Source organism: Microtetraspora malaysiensis (assembly GCF_001528665.1).
Classification (GTDB): domain Bacteria; phylum Actinomycetota; class Actinomycetes; order Streptosporangiales; family Streptosporangiaceae; genus Microtetraspora_A; species Microtetraspora_A malaysiensis.
Map to the genome: position 1 here is coordinate 32,803 of NZ_BBYJ01000035.1, position 23,461 is coordinate 56,263.

Below are 23,461 nucleotides of genomic sequence, written 5' to 3' on the forward strand. Positions count from 1 at the left end.
GATCCGTCGGCCTCGCTCAGCACACCTGACCTCCGCTGTCGTTGACGGGGCAGCTGATCTTCGCGGCGCAGGTGCGGCAGCCGTCGTTGATCTTTGCGACGAACACCCGCTCGGACATGCCGGTCGCGACGGTCTCGACCAGCCGCTCCGCCCAGTCGGGGTCCGCGTCCTGGCCAAGTGCCTGCTGCGCCTGCTCCTTGGCCTTGCCCGTGGTGCCCGCGGCCTTGCCCACCTGCACGAGCGCGGCGCCTCCCGGCTCGACCAGGCCGTGCCGCTTGAACGCGCCCAGCAGTGTGGCGAGCTGGTAGACCCCGAGCTGCGGGTGGCGGTCGATCTCGCCGTCCTTGGGCTTGACGCCGCCGGTCTTGATGTCGATGATGACGGCCCGGCCGTCATCGTCCCGCTCGACGCGGTCCACCCGGCCCTTGATGTGCACACCCTCGGACAGCACCGCGGTGAACGGCTCTTCGAGCGCGACGAGCCGGCGCGGGTTCTCCCGGTGCCAGGTCAGGAACCGCTCGACCATCTGCTCGGCCACCTTGCGCTGCTTGCGGTTGAACCACACGCCGCCGAAGTCGAAGCGGTCCCAGACCTCGTCCAGGCGCTTCGCCAGATCCGGGTCGTCGCCCGTCGCGAGTACGGCTATCGCGTGGATGACCGTGCCGAGGCTCTGCGTGACTCCGACGCTCCCCGCGCCCACGGCCGTCTCCAGGACCCACCGCAGCCCGCACTTGGTGAAGTTCTCCACGGCGGACGGCGAGACGCGGACGATGTCGTCCGGCCAGCCGAGCGGGCGGTCGTCGGAGAGCGGGGTCAGCGCGTACCAGTCGCGGGGGCTCGCGCCGGGCACACCCGCCCGGGCCAGCCGGGCCAGGTGCGTGGCGGCGGCGCGGCGCATCGCCTCGGGCTTTTCGGGGTCGCAGACCGCCGCGCGCAGGTCCGCGACGAGCGCGGGCATGTTGAGCCAGCGGGCCCGGTCGTCCATGGTCACCGGCTCGACGCCACCGGGCAGCAGCTCGGTCAGGAAGCGGGAGGGACGTTCGTCGGTGTCCTCGCCGCCGACCGCGGTGACGACCAGCTGGTGGCGGGCGCGGGTGGCGGCGACGTAGAACAGCCGCCGTTCCTCAGCGAGGAGTTTGGAGGCGAGCGCGGCCACCGCCGCGCCGGTGTCGAGCGCCGTCGTGTCGGGCGTACCCCCTCCGGCCAGCTCGATCAGCGGCTCGATGCCGAGGACCGACCCGCGCAGCCGCAGGTCCGGCCAGACGCCCTCCTGGACGCCGGGCACCACCACGACGTCCCATTCGAGGCCCTTCGACCGGTGGGCGGTCAGGATGCGTACGGCCTCGCCGTCCGGCGCATGCTCGGCGAGCGAGTCGCCGGGGATCTCCTGCGCGATCAGGTCGTCGAGGAAGACCTCCGCGCCCGCCTTGGGGAGCCGGTCGATGAACCGGGCGGCGTAGTCGAACAGCGCCACGACGCCGTCGAGGTCGCGGTCGGCCTGCGCACCCCTGGAGCCGCCGGAGAGGCTGATCTCGGTCCACCGCTCGGGCAGCCCGCTGGCCTGCCAGACCTCCCACAGCACGGCCTCCGGCCCGTCCCGTTCGGCGGAGCGTGCGATCTTGAGGAGCCCGGCGACCCGCTCGGCGGGCGCGGCCACGTGTGGCTCGATCGGGATCAGCTCGCGGGCGTCGCGGATGGCGGCCACGAGCAGCTCGTCGGAGGACCGGGGCGTGAACGGCAGCGTCCCGTCCTCGTCGGCGGCCTGCTCTTGCTCCGCCACGCGCAGCGCGCGCCGCAGCCTGCGGACGCCGATCATGTCGGTGCCGCCGAGCGGCCCGGTGAGCAGCTCCTCCGCGGTCGCCGCGTCGAGCGTGGACGGCCGGACCGCGATCTTGAACAACGTGATGAGGGGCCGGACGCCGGGCTCCTGGATCAGCGGGACCTCGTCCCCGCCGACGACGACCGGCACCCCGGCCGTGACCAGCGCGCGGCGCAGCGCCGGGATCTGGCGGGCCGCGCTGCGCACGAGCACGGCCATCCGCGACCAGGGGACGCCGTCGAGCAGGTGCGCCCGGCGCAGGGTGTCGGCGACGACGGCCGCCTCCTGGCCGGCGCTGTCGGCGATCAGCACGCGTACGCCGCCGGGCTCGGCGCCGGGCACCGAGAGCAGGTCGCGGTGCGTGGTGAAGGTGGCGGGCAGCCGGGTGGCGATCCGCCGGGACGCCTCCAGCAGCGCGGGGCCGCTGCGGCGGCAGACCCGTAGCGCCATGACCGGCGCGTCCTGGCCGTCCAGGGTGCGGAAGCGCTCCGGGAACCGGAGGATCGCCCGCACGTCGGCGCCGCGGAAGCCGTAGATGGCCTGGTCGGGGTCACCCACCACGATCAGGTCGCGGCCGTCCCCGGCGAGCTGCCGCAGGACGAACTCCTGGGCGGGGTCGGTGTCCTGGTATTCGTCCACGAAGACGACGTCGTAGGCCGCCCGCTCGCGCCGCCGCACGTCGCCGTCTGAGAGCAGGCCGGCGGCCGCGCGGATCAGCTCGGCGTAGTCGAGCGCGGGCACCGGGTCGAGGTCGAACCGGTCCTGGTAGCGGTAGGAGAACAGCCCCGCGGCCTGCCAGTCTTCCCGGCCGTGCGCGCGGCCGAGCCGGACCAGGGCGTCGCCGTCCAGGCCGCGCTCGGCGGCGCGGGACAGGAAATCGCGCAGCTCCTCGGCGAACCCGCGGGTGCCGAGCATCTCGCGCATCCGCGCCGGCCAGTGCCGCGCGCCGTCCTCCAGCTCGCCGTGCAGCAGCCGGCGGACCTCCAGGAGCTGCTCCGGACCGGTCAGCAGCCGGGGCGGCGGCTCACCCGCCAGCACCGCCTCCCGGCGCAGCAGCGCGTACGCGTAGCTGTGGAAGGTCAGCGCGAGCGGCGTCCTGGTCGTCCGGCGCAGCCGGCCGGTGATGCGTTCACGCAGCTCACCGGCGGCCTTTCGGCTGAACGTGAGGACGAGGACGCGCTCGGGGTCGACGCCGCGTCGTTCGATCCGGTCGACCACGCTCTCCACGATGGTGGTGGTCTTGCCGGCGCCCGGGCCGGCGAGCACGAGGAGCGGCCCCGATCCGTGCTCGACGACGGCCCGCTGGTGCTCGTCGAGAACGGGAGCCGTGTGGGGCCCCACCGCTCCGCGCCGCACCAGCCGATAACTCATAACACGCCATTCCACCAGACCACGGGAGCTGATCGTGCCCGCTTGGGCCCACGGTCAGGATGAGAACACGTGATCGACCAGGCGAGCGGCGGCCTTGCCGTTCTCATTCGGCGCGTACGTCCGGACGAACGAGGCATACCGGTCGGCGAGCTTGGCGTGCACCGAGTCGATCGAGCTCAGGACCTCGACGACCTCGGGCGAGGTGGCCAGGCGCGGCCCGGGACGCTGGGACTCCAGGTCGAGGTAGATCTCGCGGGCCCCGCGGTAGCGGTCCAGGTCCGGAGTGAACAGCACGACCGGCCGGCCGCTCGCGACGAAGTCGAACATCGACGAGGAGTAGTCGGTGACCAGCACGTCCGCGATCAGCAGCAGGTCCGCCATGTCGGGATAAGTGGTGACATCGATGGCGAACCCGTCCAGGGACGGCACGTGCGGGAACGCCTGCATCGCATGGCCGCGCACGAGCACGACATGGTCCGTGCCGAGGGCCCGCCGGGCGTCCACGAGGTCGAGCTTCACCGAGGCGTTCCTGCGGTCGTAGTCGCGGAACGTCGGCGCGTAAAGGATCACCCGCTTGCCCTCGGGGACGCCGACGCGCCGCCTGATCGCGCTCGCGGCGGGCTCGCGGTCCCCGACGAGGACGTCGTTGCGCGGATATCCGCACTCAAGGATCTCGCCCTCGTAGCCGAACGCCTTGCGCAGCACCGAGGACGCCCACGGGCTCTGCGAGACCAGCACGTCCCAGCCGCGGACCTCGACCGCCTGCCGGTGCCAGACCGGCGGCCTCGGCTCACGCCGCATGTGCGGCAGGTCGCGGCCGATGTGCTTGACCGGCGTGCCGTGCCAGGTCTGGACGCAGATCTGGTCGTCGCGGGTGCGGAACCACGGCGGCAGGAAGCCGTTGGAGACGATGTAGCGGGAGCGGGCCAGCGCCTCGTAGTGCTCCCGGCTGCCCTCCCTGACCACCTTGGGGACGATGTCGCCGGGAAGACCCAGCTCGGCCGAGCCCGGCGGGATGAACGCGCCGTCCCTGACCACCCAGATGTGCTCACTGTCGTCGCCCCGGCGGACCCGCTCCTCGTAGATCGCCCGGGGGCTGTCGGAGTAGGACCTGCCGTCGGAGGAGACGTAGACCGCGGCCTCGCGCAGCGGCTGGGACCGCTCCGAGGGGTAGAAGTTGCGGCTCAGCGCCCAGACTCCGGCGGCGCTGCGCTCGTCGCCCGGCCGGTCCTCCGCCGTCACGAGCACGGGGACGTCGTACCGCGTCGCGACGAAGCGGTAGACGCGGCCGTCGATGGTGCGCCGCTCCTCGTCGAGGGCGTCGAGCCCGGCATGGTCGAAGCGGGCCGGGGCGACGGCGGGGCCGTGCTTGCCGGGCGGCGCGACCGAGATGCTCCAGATGCCCTCGGCGAGCGGGACGGTCCCCCCGAACCGCGGCATCGCGCCGGGCGCGAGCCGCACCGAGAACTCCTCGCCGTCCCGCTGGAGCGGAACGCGGATGATCAGGCCGCCGCGGTGGCGCAGCAGCATGTCGCGCGGCCCGGGGTCGGGGTCGGGGTACCGGCCGGTGAGCGTGAGCGTGTCGTCCCGCCAGTCGGCGGAGGTGATCACCGGAAGGATCTTGTGCCCGGAGACGATCACCCGGTCGCGCCGGTCACCCTGCACGGTGATCTCGCGGTCGCCGACGATGATCCGGGTCTCCTCGCCGCCCTCCAGCATCACTGCCGCCGCGGGCTCGCCCTTGGGCTCGACCCAGAGCCGGCGCGCGTCCCGGTCCTTGAGCAGCGTCGGGACGCCCAGCACCAGCGAGAACTCGCTGCCGCCCTCGACCGGGGCGAACTCCGCCGCCATCCGGTGGCCGCCGACCCTGGCCTTGCCGCGGGTGACGGGGTGGCCGGGGACGAAGCCGGTGAGCACGACGTTGTCGCCCTCACGCCGGACGCCGGTCAGCTCGGCCCGCGTCGGCTGCAGCACGACCTGGAGCGCCTTGTCGGAGGTCCACACGGGACGCACCCACCAGCGCGGCTTGACCCGGAGCCCGGCCGGGCGCTCGGTGCGGCCGATCGCGGGGCCGCGCAGCGGGCCGGCCGCCCGCGCCATGCGGCTCCAGATCGCGATCTCGGCGCGCCAGGTGGTGGTGTCCTGCACGGTGCGGCGACGCTTGAGCAGCCGCTTGCCGCCGCGAACCACGGCGCGCAGTCCCGCGCGCCAGCGGAGCGAGAACGGGTGCAGCTCGGCGGTGAACCCCGCCCAGTCGTAGTTGCAGCCCGGCTCCTTGGCCGCGTGGGTGGCCTCGGGATGGTAGATCCGCCGGGTCTTGAGCCGCACCCGCGGCAGCCAGCGCGGCCCCTTCAGCACGACGGTGGCGCGGTTGAACCGGCGGCTGCGCACGGACAGCCCGGCGAGGTAGGCGTGGCCGGTGATCCGCAGCCGCCCGCCCACCCAGGAGATGTCGTCGATCTGCGTCACCGGCACGAGGTCGGCCTTGCGCAGCCGCAGCAGTTTGTCGTCCACCTCGACCGGAAGGTCGGCGTACCACCGGAGGCCCTTGCGCACCCGCCGGGACGGCTCGGCCGCGGCGGCGGCCAGCTTGGCCAGCGCGTCGCTTTCGGCCAGCTCCCCGGGGTCGCGGGTCTCGATCAGGTGGTAAACGGCGCGGCGGCCGACCGGGAGGTCCCTCTTGACGCGGGGGTCCACCTCGGCGAGGTAGGGTCGCAGGGCCGTGATCGCCTCGCGGCGGCGGGTGGCGCCCCGCTTGGCGGCCGCGTCCAGCCGCAGCCCGAGCGGCCCGGCCAGCGCCTCGCGGTCGACCTCGCGCCGCTCGGCCGGCCCGAGGCCCGGCTCACGGGCCAGCGCGACCAGCGACGATATGGACTCACCCCGGTCGTAAAGCTCCTGAACAGCCCGCAGACGGTCGGCGACGGTGTCGCTCGTGGGCGCGGGTGTCATAGGGGAGGCACCACCCTTCGGAGACCGGTGTTCTAGAAATGGTAAGCGGTCAGCGGGCGGGTCCGTCCCATCGAGCGAACCGCATGTCCGCCCGGTTTCCCCGGAGCGGCGTGCCCTCCTCACGCCATCGGGCGAGGCATTCGACCTCGTGCCCCACGGGCGGAGAGCCGTCCGCTCTCGGCACGCGCCACCACGGGACGCCACCACCCCAGAGGGACAGGACGTGTCCCACCTGCCGCGGTCCACCCTCCCCCAGGTATTCCGCGATGTCCCCGTACGGCATGACCTTGCCGGGCGGTATCAGCTCGACGACGTCGAGGACCCGCTCGGCGTAGTCGTTCAGGCGCTCCATTCGGCCGGTCCGGCCGCGATGATCTCTTCCACTTTGCCGAACTCGTAGCTCGACGTGCCGTTCATCTGCTCGACGATACCGTTCCTGATGCCGTACGCCTCGCCGTCCTCGCCGACGAGACGGGCGCCGACGATGTCGGAGAGCAGGGCCAGCTGGGCCACATGCCAGTCCGACCCCGGCTGGCCGGCCAGCCGTCCCGACCAGATCGCCACCGGATGCACGGCGTCGCCGTGCCGCGCGAGAACCTCGCCGGCCTCCTGCGACCCGCGCAGCTCGAATCCGGCCTGCGCCGAAAGCACGCTCGCGAGTTCGGCGTAGGCGAGCGGTGATTCACGCTCGACGCGCAGCTCGTACCCCATGAGCCGGGACCCTAGCGAACCTTTGCCCCCGCCTGTGCCCGAAAGTGCCGAGATCGACCACACCGCAGCCGAACCGCAGCCGAACGGCCATCAACATGTGATCACCGGCGGGTGATCGCCGCGGCCGCCGCGGTGAAGGCGCAGACGCCGAGAAAGACGCCGATGCCGTAGATCCAGAGCCTAATGGGATCGGGTCCCGGACGCTCTGGCGCCGGGGCGAGCCGACCGCCGCCGAAGTGCAGATCCTCCTCCACCGGCACCGCGCGCCCGTACCCGGCGAGCCGGCCGGCCTGGGCGAGCGCCGCCGCCGCGTCCACCACGCCGAAGCCGGTCTTCTTGTCGTATCCGGCGCCCGCGCGCCGGGATGTGGAGGTGAGGGCGCGGGCCACCAGCTCGGGCTTGAGATCGGGGTAGCGCGCCTTGATCAGGGCGGCGACGCCGGCGACCACCGCGCTCGCCGGGCCGCTGCCGGTCCGGTGCCCGTGCCGGCCTCCGGGGAGGGCCACGGGCAGGTCCACGCCCGGCGCGGCGACGAGGACGGACAGGTTCGTGCTGGAGGGAGCGTCCTTGCCGGCCGCGGCCACGCCCACGACGCCGGGATATCCGGCCGGGAACCGCCAGTAGTCCCCGCCGTCGCCCACACCCGACACGATCACCACGCCCCGCGAGAGTGCGTACGAGATCGCGTCGCGGTCCATCCGGCCCACCGTGTACGTCCCCGACGGGATGGCGATGACGCTCGCGCGGTTGTTCGCGGCGTGCCTGATGGCCCGGGCGAGCGGGCTGTCGATCGCCGCCCCCGGCTCGGCCAGCGGGTCGACGAAGTCGGCGGACGGGCGCTCGGCGATCACGGGAATGGACAGGATGCGCGCCCGCGGCGCGACGCCCCAGGCCCCGCCCCCGCCGCCGTCGCCGGCGATCAGGGAGGCCGCGGGCGTGGCCTCCCCCGGCGGCGACGTCGCCCGGCCGAAGACGGTTCCGGTCATGTCGGGGCCCTGCTCGACCCGGCCCTTGAGCTCGGAGGCGTCGCCGTCCACCCGGCCGTCCAGGACGGCGACGAGGACGCCGTCGCCCCTGGTCACCTTCCACGCCTTCTCGGCGTTGACGGCGTCGAGCACCGCGCGGTCGCCGGTGGGGGCCGCGAGGGCCGGCGCGGCGGGCGGCGTCGCCAGGGCGATGGCGGCGGCGCACAGCGCCACACGCCTCAGCACACGTTCCCCCGGGTGCAGCGCGGGACGTCGGGCGGCTGGGCCAGCGAACGCGCGATGCGCGCGGCGATCGACTGCCCCACGGGCCACATCTCGCTGTTCAACTGCTCCTCCGCGGGCACCGAGTCACGAATCCGACCGTCGGTGTACCCCACGGACGAGAAGACGATGTACGGCCCGGCTCCGACGAATCCCGTCCGCTGCCGCTGCGCGGCGCCGAAGAGGTCCGTCACCGTGTTGGGGAAGGCGACCGGCCGCACGCCGACGCGGTCGTCCTGCGGCAGCTTGGCGGCGGTGTCCACCCGGGTCTGCTCGTCGGGGAGCACCGCGACCCCCACGGTGACGGCGAACGTCGCCGTCTGGTCCACGTACGTCGCCCGGAGCATGGTGACGCACCGGTATCTGCGCAGCACGGACGCCACGGGCGGGTCGACCGCGGCGGAGCAGGAGGTCTCGGGGGCCACGCCCACCCGCCGGGCGTACTGCAGCGCGCGGCCGAGCCCGGCGTATTCGAGCTCCTCGGGGAAGACCATGCCGACCGGCCAGGCCCGCCAGCGGCGCGCCACGTCCTCCTGGACGTATTTGGCCCGCTCGGCCTCGGTGAGCGGGCGGGAACGCGTCTCGCGGAGCACACCGACCGCGCCGAGCAGGACGTTCCCGGCGGCGGCCGCGAGGACGAGGCCCATGAGGGCGAGAAAGATCGAATGGAACCGCACGCCGCGCCCCAGGGCGGCCCGCTCGGCCGCCACCCGGGCCGTCTCCGCCCGCCGCGCGGACGCGCTCCCCGGATGCGCGCGGCGCCGGCTCCCCGGCTGGTCGGGCGACATACCCCGATGCTACGTCTGCGTCTCCGTACGCCAAGGAGCAGGCGGGATCGGGGTGTCGTCCTCCTCGCGCCTGGCCCGCCGTACGAGAAGGACCAGGACGGCCAGGCCGGTGCCCGTGCCGACGAGGCCGCCGACGGCGACGGCGCCGTAGACCAGGATGGCCCGCTGGTCGCGGCGCACCACCGCCACGGGCTCGGGGGCGCGCTCCCGCGTCCCGGCCGTACGTGCCGGGTCCTGCACGCCGGGCCCGGACGCGGTGGCGCGGTGGCGGGCGAGCGCCGCCGCCGTGGTCAGCGCCCGGTACGCGTTGACCACGCCGAAGCCGGTGCCGGTGTTGTACCGCTCCTTGGCGGAGGCGGACGAGGTGAGGGCCTGCGCGATCAGGGCCGGGGACATCCGGGGGTACCGCGCCTTGATCAGCGCGGCGACCCCGGACACGAGGGCGGTCGCCTGGGAGGTGCCGCGGCCGACCCAGTACTCGTCTCCGGGGCCCGCGCCGAGGATGTCGACGCCGGGCGCGGCCAGCATGACCGAGGAGTTGCGGTTGGAGAACGACGCGCGGCGCAGGGCGGGCGTGACCGCGGCGACCGAGATGACGCCGGGAATGGCCGCCGGATAGGAGTAGGGGGCGTCGCGCTTGCCGGCGCCGTCGTTGCCCGCCGCGGCGATCAGGACCACGCCTTTGGAGATGGCGTACCGGATGGCGTCCCGTTCCTCCTCCGTCGGCAGGTCCTTCGAGATCGACAGGTTGATCACGTCGGCGCCGCGGTCCACGGCGTACCTGATGCCCCTGGCGACGACACCCTCGTAGCGGGCGTCGGAGTTGAACGAGCGGAAGCCGGGCTCCTCGTCTTCGAGGATCACCCGCACCGAGAGCACCTTGGCCCCCGGGGCGACGCCGATGACGCCGTCCTCGCGCGCGGGGCCGTGCCCGTGCCCGGCGATCAGCGAGGCCATGTACGTGCCGTGCAGGCGGGTCGGGGCGACGCCCTTCGGGTTCGCCCCCGCCGTGAAGTCCTTCCCGGTGGTCACCGAGCCGACGAGGTCGTGGTGGCGGGGGTCCACGCCGGAGTCGAGGACCGCCACCGTGACGCCCTCGCCCTTGGTGAGCCGCCACGCCTCGGCCAGGTCGAGGGTGCGCAGCACCACGTCCTGGCTGGCCCGCACGTCGTCGGCGCGGGCCGCGTCGGTGAGAAAGCCGGGGAGAACGCCGGGGATGAAGGCCACCGTGGCCGCCGCGAGGGCGGCGAGGGCGCGCGGCCTCAGCACCGCCACTCCTTGGCCTCGCAGTCGGGCGCGGTGGGCGCGGTGAGCGCAGCCGCGATCTGCCCGGCCAGGTCGCCGGTGAAGGTGAAGATGGTGGGACGCTGCCTGCCGACCCAGCGGGCGGGCCGCCCGTCCACCTGCCCGGCCGTGGTCAGCACCACGTACGGCCCGGCCTGCCTGGCGGTGCTCTCCTGACGGCTGGCGGCGCTGAACCGGTCGGTCACGGTGCCGGGGAAGGACAGGGCGCGCAGCCCGGGCGAGGGTTTCCCCGCTTTCGGGAAGGCGGCCTCGGCGGCCGACGCGGAGACGGAGTCGGGGAAGGCGGCGACGCCGACGGTGACGACGATGCCCTGGAGCGCGTCGATGTAGGTGGCCCGCAGGATGGCGCGGCACCCGGCGGCGCGTACGGGGGCGCGCAGCGGGGCGTCGACGGAGGCGGCGCAGTCGGTGCGCGAGGAGATGCCGACCCTCCTGGCCTTCTCCCGGCCGCCCTGCTCGCCGGTGTAGCCGAGGGTGGCGGGGAAGATCCGGCCCGCGGGCCACATCTCCCAGCGGCGGGCGATCTCGGCGGCGGACGCCTGCCGCAGCTCGCCGGCGCTCGGGCCCCGGGTGAGCTCGCCGGCCGCCGCGCTCGCCGCCACCCCGGCGATGACGGCGCAGATAACGGTGAGTGCGGACGCCACCATCAGCGCCGGCCACGTCCGTGTCCCACCCACGTCAGCGACCTTAACCCCACCTGGTCGCAAATCCATCGAAATGCCGAAAGACCCACCGCGGCCGCTGTCCCGATGAGGGACGGCGGCCGCGTCCGCGGGCGTCAGTAGGTGGGCAGCGAGGGGTCGACGGCCTTGACCCAGCTCAGCACGCCGCCGCCGACGTGGACGGCGTCGGCGAAGCCGGCGTTCTTGAGGATCGCGAGGACCTCGGCCGAGCGGGCGCCGGACTTGCAGTGCAGGACGATCTTCTTGTCCTGCGGCAGGCCCTCCAGGGCGGAGCCGTTGATGAACTCGCCCTTGGGGATCAGCACGGCGCCGGGGATGTTGACGATCTCGTACTCGTTCGGCTCGCGGACGTCGATCACGTAGATGTCGTCGCCGCGCTCCTGCATGTCCTTGAGCTCGATCGCCGTGATCGTCGAGCCGGCCGCGGCCTGCTGCGCCTCGTCCGACACGGTGCCGCAGAACGCCTCGTAGTCGATCAGCTCGGTGATCGTGGGGTTCTTGCCGCAGAGCGCGCACTCGGGGTCCTTGCGGACCTTGACGTCGCGGTACTTCATCTCCAGCGCGTCGTAGATCATCAGGCGGCCGACCAGCGGCTCGCCGACGCCGGTGATGACCTTGATGGCCTCGTTGACCTGGATGGAGCCGATCGACGCGCACAGCACGCCGAGGACGCCGCCCTCGGCGCAGGACGGCACCATGCCCGGCGGCGGCGGCTCGGGGTAGAGGCAGCGGTAGCACGGCCCGTGCTCGGCCCAGAAGACGCTCGCCTGGCCGTCGAAGCGGTAGATGGACCCCCAGACGTACGGCTTGCCGAGCAGCACCGCGGCGTCGTTGACCATGTAACGCGTGGCGAAGTTGTCGGTGCCGTCCACGATCAGGTCGTAGCCGGAGAAGATGTCCATGACGTTGTCGGTGGTGAGGGCCACGTTGTGGATCACCACGTTGACCAGCGGGTTGATCTCGCGCACGCTGGCCGCCGCGGAGTCGGCCTTGAGACGGCCGACGTCGGACTGGCCGTGGATGACCTGGCGCTGCAGGTTCGACTCGTCCACGACGTCGAAGTCGATGATGCCGAGCGTGCCGACGCCCGCCGCGGCGAGGTACAGCAGCGCGGGCGAGCCCAGGCCGCCGGCGCCCACACAGAGCACCTTGGCGTTCTTGAGCCGCTTCTGCCCCGCCATCCCCACGTCGGGGATGATCAGGTGACGCGAGTAGCGGCGCACCTCGTCGACGGTCAGCTCTGCTGCCGGCTCTACCAGCGGTGGCAACGACACAGTCCCACTCCCGTTCAGGGGGTCATCACAAGCATCTAGTGACAACCTAGCCGGGGGGCCGTGGCATTCCCCAAATCGGGAGGTCACCGTGTGCGAACGCGTGTCTCGGCGAGCAGCCGGGCCGCCTCACGCGCCACGATCTCGGGAAACTCCATCTGCGCGACGTGCCCCGCGTCCGGGATGGTGACGAGGCGCACATCGGGGAAGGTACGGCCGGCGCGCAGCGCCATCCGGGCGTCGACGATCCGGTCCCGCCGCCCGTGGATCACGAGCGTGGGCGCGGTCACCTGGGCGGCCTGCCGCCACAGGTTGTCCGGCCCGGTGCGGAAGTACTCGCCCACGATGGCCCTGGCGGAGCCGACCAGCGCCGGTCCGGCGTGTTGCAGTGCGTCCCGCCGCCGCACCTCCTCCACGGCGAGCCGTACGCGCTCGGGGTGGACGCGGCCGAGGTCGGCGTAGCACATGCCGAGCGTCGCCCGGACCCTCCGCTCGGCGGGGACCGCGCTCATCCGCCGCATCGCCCACTCCCCGATGCGCGGGGCGGCGGACACGGCCACGCGGGCCGGGCCGTACCTGGGGAGCAGGTCGGGCAGCGCCGGCGACACGAGCACAAGCGATCTGATCAGCTCGGGACGGGTGGCCGCGACGCGTACGGAGACCGCTCCGCCGAGCGAGTTGCCGAACAGGTGGACCGGGGCGCCGAGATGCTCGATCAGCGCGATGACGGCGCGGGTGTGGCCGTCCACGGAGTAGTCGCCGTCGGGGGACGCCGGGGAGAAGCCCGCACCGGGCAGGTCGAGGGCCCACCCGGCGACCTCGTCCGCCAGCGCGCCCATCAGGTCGGTCCAGTTGGTGGCGGAGCCGGCGAGCCCGTGGACGTACACCGCCTTCTCCTCCGGTCCGCGTGGTGTGGACCGTACGTGGATCCGCGTCTCCCCCAGCTCGATCAGCTCTCCCGGCCAGTACGGAATCGGCTCGACACCCACGCGTCCTCCCCTGCTCGCCTGCCGTTTCGACGGTATCCCTCCTGGCGCCACCGCGCTGCAAATCGGACATTGCGGGACATTTCACTGCATATCTAGCGATAAGAGTTCAACATCGTCAATAAAGCGACAAGCAGGGAGTAAAAGCGCACGATTGCCGTTTGTCGGACACTCGGCGCGGAAATCAAGACAACCAGGATGCGGCAGTCATCAGCATCCACGACGTTTTCCCAATCATTTTGGAAAACGCCGGAAAACGGGGCAACCATCCTTTCAAGGGGGAAACGCAATGCCCAAGCTCAAGAGTGTCATCGCGGGGCTCGCCATCAGCACGGCGATGACCGGCGGCGCTGTCGCGCTCGGCGCGGCGACCACCACCACCCCGGCGAGCGCCGGCGTCGTCCAGGTCGGCTGCGGCGGCGGCTGCGGCGGCGGCTGGGGCGGCGGCGGCTGGGGCGGCCGTGGCCGCAACCGCAACCACAACCGCAACCACAACCGCAACCACAACCGTCAGCACCAGACCAACCGCCAGAACCAGAACCAGCGTCAGTTCGTGATCAACAACATCCGCGTCGGCCGTGAGCGTGACCGGGGCTTCGACCGCTTCGACGACGACTTCTAAAAACAGAGGCGACGAGAGATTCGTGAGGTGCCCACGCCCCACCGGAGCCGTGGTTCCGGCCGGACGCGAGCTCACGGAGGGCGCGGGCACGGCGCAAACAGGTGGCCACCGAGAACACCACACCGAACCGGTGACGGGTGATTCTCCACCGCGATGACCCGAGGGCTCCCGCGAGCGAAGGCTCGCGGGAGCCCTCACCACAGCAAGACCGGGACCACCCGGTCGGCGGACACCGCCGGCCGGGTGGTCTTCTGCGTTCCCCCTCCCACTCCCGCAGGACGGTCGCCACACGCCGCAATTGCGACATATATCGCACACCACCGCATAAGTGCAGTAATCGAACAACGTCCCCAATAAAGCGACAAGCGGATGGCAAAAGCCTCCGATCACCGTTTATCGCCCGCCGCTGAAGGAAATCTAGACGACGCGAAGATGGTCCACGTAAGGGTCATCCGCAAATCCTCTCCGAATTCGGAGAACGTCAGAGTTGACGGGCAATTCAATTCCTTTCAAGGGAGAATCGCTATGCCCAAGTTCAAGAACGTCGTCGGTCTTCTCGCCGTCGCCACGGCGATGACCGGCGGAGCCGTCGCGCTCGGCGCCGCCGCCACCGCCACCTCGGCGAACGCCGCCGTCGTCCAGGCCGGCGGCGGCTGGGGCGGCGGCGGTGGCTGGGGTGGCCGCAGCGGCCGCAACCGCAATCACAACCGCAACCACAACCGCAACCACCAGCGCCAGCACAACCAGCAGACCGAGAACCAGCGCCAGCGCCAGCACGTGATCAACAACATCCGCACGGGCCGGAACACCGATGACGGCGGCGACGACCTGCCGGAGATCCTGTCCAACGCAGCCGTGCTCGACGGCGGCGACGACGACGGCGGCGACGACGGCGGCTTCTAACCAGCCGCCGCCTGTCGGCGGTGACGAGAAGTGATCCCACGTGCCCGCGTTCCCCGGGGCCGTACGCCTCGTATTCCGAGGCGGAAGGCCGCGGGGGGCGCGGGCACGCCTGACGAGTCGACATCCCGAATCCCGGAGGAGGGGCGGAACCCGGCCCGGTGGGCGCGGGCTCTGAGAAGAGCGGCCGTCCACGGCCCCCGCCGGGAACAGCATTCCATCCGGTCGGCATCTCGCCGGCCGGATTTTTGTCCGCCCTCCCAACTTGGACATATCGCACAACTTCCCGCAAATCTGCGTTTATTATCGCAACATTAGTAATAGAGCGACAAGCAGCGCCTAAGAGCAGCCAACCGCCGTTTGCCACTCGATACGGAAGGAAATCACAGATCCGCGGGAGTGATCACCGAGGTCACTCCGCCGCCTTCCGCGACGACCCGGAAAATCTCCGAAAACGTCGGGACGCGAGGGCGAACGCATTCCTTTCGAAGGAGAAACACAATGCCCAAGTTCACAAGGCTCGCCGGGCTTCTCGCGCTCGGCGCCGCGGTGGCCGCCGGAGCCGTCGCGGTCGGCACGGCGACCACGACCACGGCCGCGAGTGCCGGCATGCTCCGGGCGGGCGGTTGCGGCGACGGCGGGTGCGATGGCGGCGGCTGGGGCCGCGGGAACGGCGTGAACCGCAACAACAACAGCAAGCACCAGAGCCAGCGCAACGAGCAGCACCAGACGCAGACCCATTTCCTGATCAACGACGTGGTGGTCCCGCGTGACCGCAACCTGCCGCCGACCGCGACCACCACGTCGAGTTTGAACGGCAGGGACATCGTCCGCGAATCCCGAGTCCTCGACTGAGACGCCGTACTCACCGCGGCGGGAGCGCGGACGCACCGGCGGCCGCACACCGCACGCCCGGGACCGGGGCGCGTAACGCGGGCCGGGCGGCAATTTCCGTTTCCGCCCGGAAGACACGCTCGTTTTCACAATTCTCGCGGGACGACGGCGGGCCTCGCCCGCGATCCGTCATCCCATCCACATGGAAATCACATTCGTCCGGCCGGCGTCTCGCCGGCCGGATTTCTTTATTTCACCGGCCGGTTTCCCCTGTTCGTACGGCATGAGCCGAGCGAGGACCGGCGCCGTGACGCGCAGGGAGATCCACCCCGAATACGCCCCGCGAACTCCGACATAAGGGGGCATCAGTGGCAAATCAGCTTCAACCGATCCACTTCATTAATAGAGCGACAAGCAAAGACTAAAAGCCGCCAATCATCGTTTGCCGCCCGACGTGGCAGGAAATCAGAGACACCGTAGAGATGATCTGACAAGGGTCATCCGGGCACGCTTCCGAGAATTCTCGGAATGCCAGAGTGCCGGGGCAAACCAATTCCTTCCAAGGGAGAATCGCCATGCCCAAGTTCAAGAACCTCATGGGGCTGCTGGCCGTCGGCGCCGCGATGACCGGTGGAGCCGTCGCCCTGGGCGCCACCACCGCCACCTCGGCGAGCGCCGCCGTCGTCCAGACCGGCGGCTGGGGCGGCGGCGGTGGCTGGGGCGGCGGCTGGGGCGGCCGCAGCCGCAACCGCAACTGGAACCGCGACCACAACCGCAACCACCAGCGCCAGCAGGGGCAGCAGCGCCAGCACCAGCGCCAGCGCCAGAACGTGATCAACAACATCCGCGTGCGCGTCCCCCGGGAGCAGCGGGAGTTCCGGGACGACCAGGTCCGGGATGAGTTCGACCCCCGGGACAACCGGACCCTGTTCCGGGATGACCTGTTCCCGGGTGGCCAGAACGGGTTCCTGACCCCTGAGCAGGCTGCCAACCAGCTCGCCATCAGCCGTGCGCAGGGCGGCAACGCCGTCAACGCCGGCGATGGAGAGGCCGAGGGTGGCCGCGCCGAGTCCGGCGACGCCAACAACGCCAACAACCAAGACCAGGACGTTCCCGTCAGGGTCACCACCACCCGGCGGTAAGCCGGAAAGCACCGGCAAGTAAGCGCATTCAGCCCACCGTGAGACCACCGAACGATCAGCGAGAGGTCGGGCTCACCCTTTGGAACACCGGCGGCACCATACCGCCGCCGCACCCGGAGTCTTTTTCCAGGCCTCGCGGGAACGCGTTCCTTCCTGACTCGACCTTCACGACGGAGGCGGTCCGGCCATAAGGAATCTCGCGATCCGGCCGTCGAAAGACACCGGGACGGAAAAGCGAGGGTGTCCGTGCGCGCACGCACATTCCCTCGCCTAAAACAAGCCTGTCCGGCTCGGCCAACATGGCCGAGCCGGGCAGGCTCTTCGGCATTCCGGCGCGTTCACGCCCCCCGCCACCGCACCCATGGCCTTGATGTCGCATTCGCACCGGACGCCCCCGCGCCTCCGTCCGCAAATAATGCCGGCCCACCGGGACGACAACCACCGCACACGGCGTCCGCAATGAATAACAAAGAGCTGACTAAGAACGATGCGGCACCGTTTGCCGCCGCACACTCCAGGAAATCAAGATAATGCGGACAGGGTCCCGCAAGGGCCGTCCGGACATTCTTCGGAGCAGATCCCAGGAATGTCAGAGTGTCGGGCGCAAATCAATTCCTTTCAGGGGAGAAACGCAATGCCCAAGTTCAAGAATCTCGTAGGCCTTCTCGCCATCAGCACCGCGCTGACCGGTGGAGCCGTCGCCCTCGGCGCCGCCGCCACCACCACCGCGGCGAACGCCGGCATCGTCCAGGTCGGCTGCGGCGGCGGCGGCTGCGGCGGCGGCTGGGGCGGCGGCTGGGGTCGTGGCAACCGGAACCACAACCGCAACCACAACCGCAACCACAACCGCAACCACCAGCGCGAGCACCAGCGCGAGCACCAGCAGCAGCGTCAGACCGTGATCAACAACGTCCGCCTGGACGTCCCGCAGGAGCGGCGCGAGCGCATTGAGCGCGTGCGCGAGGAGCGGCCCCGGGAGCGGGAGCGGGTCTTCTTCTTCCCGCGTAGCCAGTTCGCCGACCAGAATGCGATCAGCGCTGCGCGAGGCGGCAACGCCGTCAACGCCGGCGACGGAGAGGCCGAGGGTGGCCGCGCCAGGTCCGACGACGCCAACAACGCCAACAACCAGCAGCAGCCGTAAGCGCATTCATCGGCCGTGAGACCGTGACCGGCCGGAGAGGGATCACCCCCGCGCCACATCCGGGAGCCCGCCTCCCGGATGAGGCAGGGCAGACCTTCGACGGCGCACGCTCGGTCTCACCCTAGAGAAAACGAACGGCCCACCCTTCCGGACACCGTGCCGGACGGGTGGGCCGTGTCCTTTTCACCTCCGGATCACCGGCGGCCGCGGAGACGTCCATGTCGCCAGGGCGGCCGCCGCCTCATTTCACGGCGCCCGTACACACCGCACCCGGATTTCCGCGCGAAACTCCGCCGCGGAGGATTGGCACTTCCCCATCGAACCACTCGACTCACCTCGGGGCTTGCCTTTTTCCCGCAAAAAAGGCGCTCACCGACGGCCATATTCAATAAATCACAGACAGCACTCAAGATCCCCTAGAGCATCGTTTGTCCTGACGTAAACCCGGCAATCAACACGATATCGAGGTGATCCGCTCGGATGATCTCATCGTTCTCCACAACTCGATCCGGAGAGCGTCGAAAGGTAAGAGGAAATCAATTCCTTTCAGAGGAGAAGCGCAATGCCCAAGTTCAGGAGTGTCATCGCGGGGCTGGCGATCAGCACCGCCTTGACCGGTGGGGCCGTGGCGCTCGGCGCCACGACCACCGCGACCACGGCGAACGCGGCCGTCGTCCAGGCCGGTTGGGGCGGCGGCGGAGGAGGCTGGGGTCGCGGCCACCGCAACCGCAACCACAACCGCAACCACAACAGGAACCGCGAGCACCAGAACGCACGCCAGCAGCAGCGGTCGCACCAGCGGCAGAACCTGATCAACAACATCACGATCCGTATCACCAGGCAGCTCCTGGACTCCCTGAGGCGGCGGGAGGCGGAGCCGCTGCAGGAGCCGGACGTGGCGTTCAGCGGCGCCCCGATCGTGCCCGTCGGCTGAGCGGATCCAACACCGGACGACCTCGCCGTGATCGGCCCTCAACCTGAGCGGAAGATCCACGGAGAGGCGCTCACACAGGGGGGAGACACGTACGTCTCCTCGCCCACACGATGAGACTCATCGTTACAGCGCACAGGCGGACGCCGCGGACGAGAGCCGCCGGCTCGCCGCCTTTTCCTACTACAGGGCCATCCGGCCGGGGGAATCCCGGCCGGATGGCCGTTCCATTTCCCCACCCGTTCCCCACCCGCCCCGCCGCGCCAGGCCTCGTCAGCCGTTCCCGCACGGCCGGGGATCGGACCGGCCCGGCCGTACGCCGACCTTGCCCTGCGGATCTCCCGGCCGTATCCACGCCATGCCCGGCCTCCCCAGGCACACCCGGGGCACGTACGCGAGCCGTGGCGTCAGGCGGAGCGGCGCGCTCCGCGCTTGCGGGGCGCCTTCTCCTCGTCCTCGGCGTCCTCGGCGCCGGAGGCCGCCTTCTTCGCCGCGGCCTTCCCCCCGGCCTTCGTCCCGGGCTTCGCGGCGCTCTTCGCGCCCGACGCCGCGGCCTCCTTCCTCGCCGGCTCGCGCCCCTCGCGCTCCCGCTTGGCGGCCTCCACGCTGGCGCGCAACGCGGCCATGAGATCGACGGCGGGCTTCTCCTCGGCGGGCGCCTCGGGGGCGACCACCTCCTTGCCCGCGACCTTGGCCTCGATGACGGCCTGCACCGCCTCGCGGTAGGCGTCCGTGTACCCCTCCGGATCGAAGTCCGCGACCATCGTCTCGATCAGGGACTCGGCCATTTTGAGCTCCTGGGGACGCACGTCGATGTCCTCGTCCAGGAAGGGGAAGTCCGCCTCGCGCACCTCGTCCGGCCACAGCATCGTCTCCAGCACGAAGATGCCGTCCCGTACACGCAGGGTCGCCAGCGACTCGCGCTGGCGCAGCGCCACCTTCACGATCGCCACCTGCCCCGAGCGCTCCAACGCGTCCCTCAGCAGCACGTACGGCTTCGCCCCCTGGGCCTCCGGCTCCAGGTAGTACGACTTGGCGAAGTAGATCGGGTCGATCTGATCGGACGGGGAGAACTGCAGCACGTCGATCCGGCGGGAGGTGGTCAGCGGCAGGTCGGCGAAGTCCTCGTCGGTCAGCACGACCATGTCGCCGCTCGGCAGCTCGTAGCCCTTGGCGATGTCGGAGTACGACACCTCCTGGCCGTCGAGCGTGCACACCCGCTTGTACTTGATCCGCCCGCCGTCCTCCCGGTGCACCTGGTGGAAGGAGACGTCCTTCTGCTCCGTGGCGGAATAGAGCTTCACGGGGATGGTGACCAGCCCGAACGATATGGCGCCCTTCCAGATGCTGCGCATAGCCACATACTCGTCTCTTTGTTCGAACTACACCATCTAGGGATTCAAAGGACTTGCCAGTTGGGCAGGTACCCACTCTGGCGGTGCCGTATCGGCTCCCGCCCCGGAGGTGCGGTGTGACCAGGAAGGTACGGGTCGAGGTCGAGGGCAGGCACCTGACGCTCACCAATCTGGACAAGCTGATGTATCCCGCGGCCTCGTTCACCAAGGCCGAGGTCATCGACTACTACACCCGCATCGCCCCGGTCCTCCTTCCCCACCTGCGTGGACGCCCGCTGACCGTCAAGCGCTACCCCGACGGCGTGGATGCCCAGTTCTTCTTCGAGAAGAACGTGCCCGGCCACACCCCCGGCTGGGTCCGCACGGTCACCCTGCCCGCGCCCGGCAGCACCAAGGGCCGCGAGACGATCGACTTCGCCGTGATGGACGACCTCGCGACGCTCGTCTACTACGCCAATCTCGCCGCGCTGGAGATCCACGTGCCCATGTGGCGGGTCTCGGAACGCGGGGAGCCGCTGCCGCCGGACACCCTGGTCTTCGACCTCGACCCCGGCGCCCCCGCCACGATCGTGGAGTGCTGCGAGGTGGCCCTCCTGCTCCGCGAAGCCCTCGCGGGCGACGGGCACGAGGGGGTGCCCAAGACCAGCGGAAAGAAGGGGATGCAGGTCTACGTGCCGTGGGACGGCGACGAGGACACCTCCGCGTACGCGCGGGCCCTCGCCCGGCGGTTGGAGCGCGAACACGCGTTCATCACCAGCGTGATGGCCAAGCGTGAACGGCCCGGCAAGGTGTTCATCGACTGGAGCCAGAACAACCCGGCCAAGACCACGGTCGCGCCGTACTCGCTGCGAGCCGCCGAGCTGCCCACCGTGTCGACCCCGCTCTCGTGGGAAGAGGTGGATGCCTGGAGGGACCCGGGGCAGTTCGTCCTCACGGCGCAGGACGTGCTGGAACGGGTCGGGAAGCATGGAGACCTGTTCCGGGCCTCCACCGCGTAATCGGTACGACCCGTGGCCGTAGTGTTGGTTCTGTCCCGCATAACTCAGGGCCGGGAACGGAGGGACGGCAGATGTCCGAGATGGACTCCCTCGGCGAGACGGCCGAGGAGCTCTCGATCGAGACACCGGAGGCGGACGCGATCGAGCAGCATCAGCGGGTGAGACCGTCTGACCAGAACCGCTGGCCCGACCAGGTTCCGATGGAGGCCGACCCCGCCGACGCCACCGAGCAGGAGCGCGTGGTCGAGCACGACGAAGAGGACTACCGCTGACCTGGTTACCCACGCGTAGGATGGGCGAGATCCCGCAACAAGGAGACGAGAGTGCCGTGACCGCTACCCCGGACGCCAAGCCGCGTGGCACCCGCCTGCCCCGTGTGGCCCGCCGCCGCCAGCTCCTGAGCGCGGCGCAGGAAGTGTTCGTGGAGAACGGCTACCACGCTGCGGCCATGGACGAGATCGCGGAGCGGGCCGGCGTCAGCAAGCCGGTGCTCTACCAGCACTTCCCCGGCAAGCTCGAGCTCTACCTCGCCCTCCTCGACCTGCACGTGGACGACATGGTCACGAGGTGCCACGAGGCCCTCGCCTCCACCACCGACAACAAGCAGCGGGTGCAGGCGGCGATCGGGGCGTTCTTCGACTTCGTGTCCAGCCAGGGCGAGGCTTTCCGGCTGGTCTTCGAATCCGACCTGCGCAACGTGGCCCCCGTACGCCAGCGGATGGAGCGATCCCTCCGCGAGAGCGCCGAGGCGATCAGCCAGGTCATCCAGGAGGACACCGGCTGTTCGAGCGACGAGGCGCACCTGCTCGGCGTCGGCCTGGTCGGCATGGCCGAGGTGAGCGCGCGGTACTGGCTCACCAGCCACGGTTCCATCCCCAAGGAGGCGGCCACCCAGCTCATGGCGCGCCTCGCCTGGCGGGGCATCAGCGGCTTCCCGCGCACCGGCTGACCGCGCGCCGCATTTCCTGTTCGCTTGGCGCGATCAAAGGGCGCACCGGGGCGGCGGACGGCGACGATGAGGGTTAGGCGCTGTCTGACGCAGCCCTCCGGAAAGGGGAGCCCTGATGGAAGTCAAGATCGCTGTTCGGTCGGTACACCGCGAGCTCGTCGTGGAGACCGACATGTCGGCCGAACAGATCGAGGAGGAGCTCCGCCAGGCCCTCGCCGCGGACAAGGGCGTCTTCTCGATCACGGACAAGAGCGGCCGGCGGGTGGTCGTCCCCGTGTCCGCGCTCGGTTTCGTCGAGGTCGGCGAGGACGAGCAGCGCACGGTCGGGTTCGGCGGCACGCTGTAGGGCCGCACAGGACCGCGCACGGCCGCCTCCGGTCAGGGCGCGGAGGGCGGAGCCGGCGCGACTGACAGACAGGGTCGGGTGTGCCCGCTCTGGTCGGCGTGGCGGATCCGGGATGGCGGCGGACGCGTGTCTCGCTCGCGGCCGCCGTCCCGCCCTTCACGCGCGTCCGCGCACGGCGTCCGGTGGGTTCAGGGTCCCGGGGTGAGGCCCAGGGCCGACATGCGCTTCCCGTGCGCCTCGGTCAGCCGGGCGAAGAGGCGCCCGATCTCGGCGAGGTCCTCACTGCCCGGCTCCACCAGCAGGGCGGCCAGATCCGGGCGGATCGCCGCCAGCCGCTGCCCCTGGCTCAGCGCCTCGCCCACCATCCGGCGCGCCCACAGCGCCAGTCGGCTGCTCAGCCGCGGATCCTCCTCGATCGCCGCACGCACCCGTTCCACCGTGAACTCCGAGCGCGCCTCGTCCGTCAGCACCTCGTCCACCAGTTCGGTGATGGAGGGGTCGGCGTGCCGCGCGGCCTCCCGGTAGAAGTCCCCCGCGATCCCCGTGCCCACGTACGCCTTGACCAGAGCCTCGTACCAATCGCGCGGCTTGGTCTGCTCGTGCCACTCGTCGATGGCGGTCACGAAGGGCTCCATCGCGTTCTCCGGATCCACGCCGAGCGAGGCGAGCCGGTCGCGCAGCAGCCGGAAGTGCCCGTACTCGGCCGCGGCGATGTCGCCGAGGGCGGCCCGATCGGTCAGCGAGGGCGCGAGCAGCGCCGCGTCCTCGGCCAGGCGCAGGAACGCCGTCAGCTCCGCATACGCCAGCACACCGAGCAGATCCACGACACCAGGAGGAGTTTCGTTCATGGGTGCAGCGTACGCGGGTAGGTTTGTCCTGCCTGCCGCTGACTCTTCCGTCCCGTTCCCGCCTCGCATGACCGGTTTCATCGCACAGAAAGCTTGACCAAACTTCGGGAACACGGAGAAATCGGTTCCGTGTTGTGGTATCGAGTAGACTGGTTCGCGAAGGTGCGACCGCACTGTTTGTTTTGGGCCGTCCGGCCCCAGACCCCCAGTAACTGGATGCCGCGGTCGCTGATGACGCCGAAGGCGCCATATCCGTGAGGACACG

The 23,461-nt window shown here is 70.8% G+C and carries 22 protein-coding genes; 10 read left to right on the forward strand and 12 right to left on the reverse strand.

Annotation, left to right across the window (positions count from 1 at the left end):
* Window positions 1-16: 16 nt before the first annotated feature.
* The 10 genes from AWQ71_RS35025 to AWQ71_RS35070 all read right to left on the reverse strand — a co-directional run bounded on the left by AWQ71_RS35025 (window position 17) and on the right by AWQ71_RS35070 (window position 13,133).
* Complete coding sequence (locus AWQ71_RS35025; RefSeq protein ID WP_067142041.1) at window positions 17-3,190, reverse strand: ATP-dependent helicase; 3,174 nt, start codon at window positions 3,188-3,190, stop codon at window positions 17-19.
* A gap of 54 nt (window positions 3,191-3,244) precedes the next feature.
* Complete coding sequence (locus AWQ71_RS35030; RefSeq protein WP_067142044.1) at window positions 3,245-6,139, reverse strand: CDP-glycerol glycerophosphotransferase family protein; 2,895 nt, start codon at window positions 6,137-6,139, stop codon at window positions 3,245-3,247.
* 49 nt (window positions 6,140-6,188) lie between these two features.
* Window positions 6,189-6,491 (reverse strand): MGMT family protein, encoded by a 303-nt coding sequence (locus AWQ71_RS35035; protein WP_067142047.1) that lies wholly within the window; start codon window positions 6,489-6,491, stop codon window positions 6,189-6,191.
* Window positions 6,479-6,850: a hypothetical protein gene (locus tag AWQ71_RS35040; RefSeq protein ID WP_067142051.1), complete on the reverse strand. Its 372-nt coding sequence runs from the start codon at window positions 6,848-6,850 to the stop codon at window positions 6,479-6,481. Before AWQ71_RS35040 ends, AWQ71_RS35035 begins: the two co-directional genes overlap by 13 nt.
* 101 nt (window positions 6,851-6,951) lie before the next feature.
* Window positions 6,952-8,061 (reverse strand): S8 family serine peptidase, encoded by a 1,110-nt coding sequence (locus AWQ71_RS35045; RefSeq protein ID WP_169806701.1) that lies wholly within the window; start codon window positions 8,059-8,061, stop codon window positions 6,952-6,954.
* Window positions 8,055-8,885 carry a hypothetical protein gene (locus AWQ71_RS35050; protein ID WP_067142055.1) on the reverse strand — a complete coding sequence of 277 codons (831 nt, stop codon included), beginning with the start codon at window positions 8,883-8,885 and terminating at the stop codon, window positions 8,055-8,057. Before AWQ71_RS35050 ends, AWQ71_RS35045 begins: the two co-directional genes overlap by 7 nt.
* Window positions 8,886-8,894: 9 nt before the next feature.
* Window positions 8,895-10,154 carry a S8 family peptidase gene (locus AWQ71_RS35055; RefSeq protein ID WP_084259648.1) on the reverse strand — a complete coding sequence of 420 codons (1,260 nt, stop codon included), beginning with the start codon at window positions 10,152-10,154 and terminating at the stop codon, window positions 8,895-8,897.
* A complete protein-coding gene (locus AWQ71_RS35060; RefSeq protein ID WP_245658803.1) occupies window positions 10,148-10,867 on the reverse strand; it encodes a hypothetical protein in 720 nt (239 codons plus the stop codon). Before AWQ71_RS35060 ends, AWQ71_RS35055 begins: the two co-directional genes overlap by 7 nt.
* 101 nt (window positions 10,868-10,968) lie before the next feature.
* The gene (gene moeZ, locus AWQ71_RS35065; protein ID WP_067142058.1) at window positions 10,969-12,147 is read right to left on the reverse strand and encodes an adenylyltransferase/sulfurtransferase MoeZ; all 1,179 of its coding nucleotides are present in this window, start codon (window positions 12,145-12,147) and stop codon (window positions 10,969-10,971) included.
* Between the two features lie 83 nt (window positions 12,148-12,230).
* A complete protein-coding gene (locus AWQ71_RS35070; RefSeq protein WP_067142061.1) occupies window positions 12,231-13,133 on the reverse strand; it encodes an alpha/beta fold hydrolase in 903 nt (300 codons plus the stop codon).
* A gap of 286 nt (window positions 13,134-13,419) precedes the next feature.
* On the opposite strand from AWQ71_RS35070, the gene AWQ71_RS35075 reads away from it, so the two are divergent.
* The 6 genes from AWQ71_RS35075 to AWQ71_RS35100 all read left to right on the forward strand — a co-directional run bounded on the left by AWQ71_RS35075 (window position 13,420) and on the right by AWQ71_RS35100 (window position 18,703).
* Window positions 13,420-13,752, forward strand: a complete 333-nt coding sequence (locus AWQ71_RS35075) for a hypothetical protein (protein ID WP_067142064.1) — start codon at window positions 13,420-13,422, stop codon at window positions 13,750-13,752.
* A gap of 525 nt (window positions 13,753-14,277) precedes the next feature.
* The gene (locus AWQ71_RS35080) at window positions 14,278-14,655 is read left to right on the forward strand and encodes a hypothetical protein (protein ID WP_067142066.1); all 378 of its coding nucleotides are present in this window, start codon (window positions 14,278-14,280) and stop codon (window positions 14,653-14,655) included.
* Between the two features lie 498 nt (window positions 14,656-15,153).
* Entirely contained in the window at window positions 15,154-15,507 is a 354-nt protein-coding gene (locus tag AWQ71_RS35085; RefSeq protein WP_067142069.1) for a hypothetical protein, read from the forward strand.
* A 554-nt stretch (window positions 15,508-16,061) separates the two neighbouring features.
* Entirely contained in the window at window positions 16,062-16,628 is a 567-nt protein-coding gene (locus tag AWQ71_RS35090; protein WP_067142072.1) for a hypothetical protein, read from the forward strand.
* Between the two features lie 634 nt (window positions 16,629-17,262).
* On the forward strand, window positions 17,263-17,769 hold the full coding sequence (locus tag AWQ71_RS35095; protein ID WP_067142075.1) for a hypothetical protein: 507 nt from the start codon (window positions 17,263-17,265) through the stop codon (window positions 17,767-17,769).
* Window positions 17,770-18,331: 562 nt separating this feature from the next.
* On the forward strand, window positions 18,332-18,703 hold the full coding sequence (locus tag AWQ71_RS35100; protein WP_067142078.1) for a hypothetical protein: 372 nt from the start codon (window positions 18,332-18,334) through the stop codon (window positions 18,701-18,703).
* Between the two features lie 404 nt (window positions 18,704-19,107).
* Here AWQ71_RS35100 and ku read toward each other — a convergent pair whose 3' ends face one another.
* Window positions 19,108-20,055 (reverse strand): non-homologous end joining protein Ku, encoded by a 948-nt coding sequence (gene ku, locus AWQ71_RS35105; protein WP_067142081.1) that lies wholly within the window; start codon window positions 20,053-20,055, stop codon window positions 19,108-19,110.
* Between the two features lie 116 nt (window positions 20,056-20,171).
* Between ku and ligD the strand changes: the two genes are divergently transcribed.
* The 4 genes from ligD (at window position 20,172) to AWQ71_RS35125 (ending at window position 22,348) form a co-directional block, all read left to right on the forward strand.
* Complete coding sequence (ligD, locus tag AWQ71_RS35110; RefSeq protein ID WP_067142084.1) at window positions 20,172-21,053, forward strand: non-homologous end-joining DNA ligase; 882 nt, start codon at window positions 20,172-20,174, stop codon at window positions 21,051-21,053.
* Between the two features lie 71 nt (window positions 21,054-21,124).
* Complete coding sequence (locus AWQ71_RS35115) at window positions 21,125-21,325, forward strand: Rv3202a family protein (protein ID WP_067142087.1); 201 nt, start codon at window positions 21,125-21,127, stop codon at window positions 21,323-21,325.
* A 56-nt stretch (window positions 21,326-21,381) separates the two neighbouring features.
* Window positions 21,382-22,002 (forward strand): TetR/AcrR family transcriptional regulator, encoded by a 621-nt coding sequence (locus AWQ71_RS35120; protein ID WP_084259649.1) that lies wholly within the window; start codon window positions 21,382-21,384, stop codon window positions 22,000-22,002.
* A gap of 115 nt (window positions 22,003-22,117) precedes the next feature.
* Window positions 22,118-22,348, forward strand: a complete 231-nt coding sequence (locus AWQ71_RS35125; protein WP_067142093.1) for a DUF3107 domain-containing protein — start codon at window positions 22,118-22,120, stop codon at window positions 22,346-22,348.
* A gap of 188 nt (window positions 22,349-22,536) precedes the next feature.
* Here the strand turns inward: AWQ71_RS35125 and AWQ71_RS35130 are convergent, their stop codons facing one another.
* Window positions 22,537-23,196: a ferritin-like fold-containing protein gene (locus tag AWQ71_RS35130; RefSeq protein WP_157570758.1), complete on the reverse strand. Its 660-nt coding sequence runs from the start codon at window positions 23,194-23,196 to the stop codon at window positions 22,537-22,539.
* Between the last annotated feature and the right edge of the window lie 265 nt (window positions 23,197-23,461).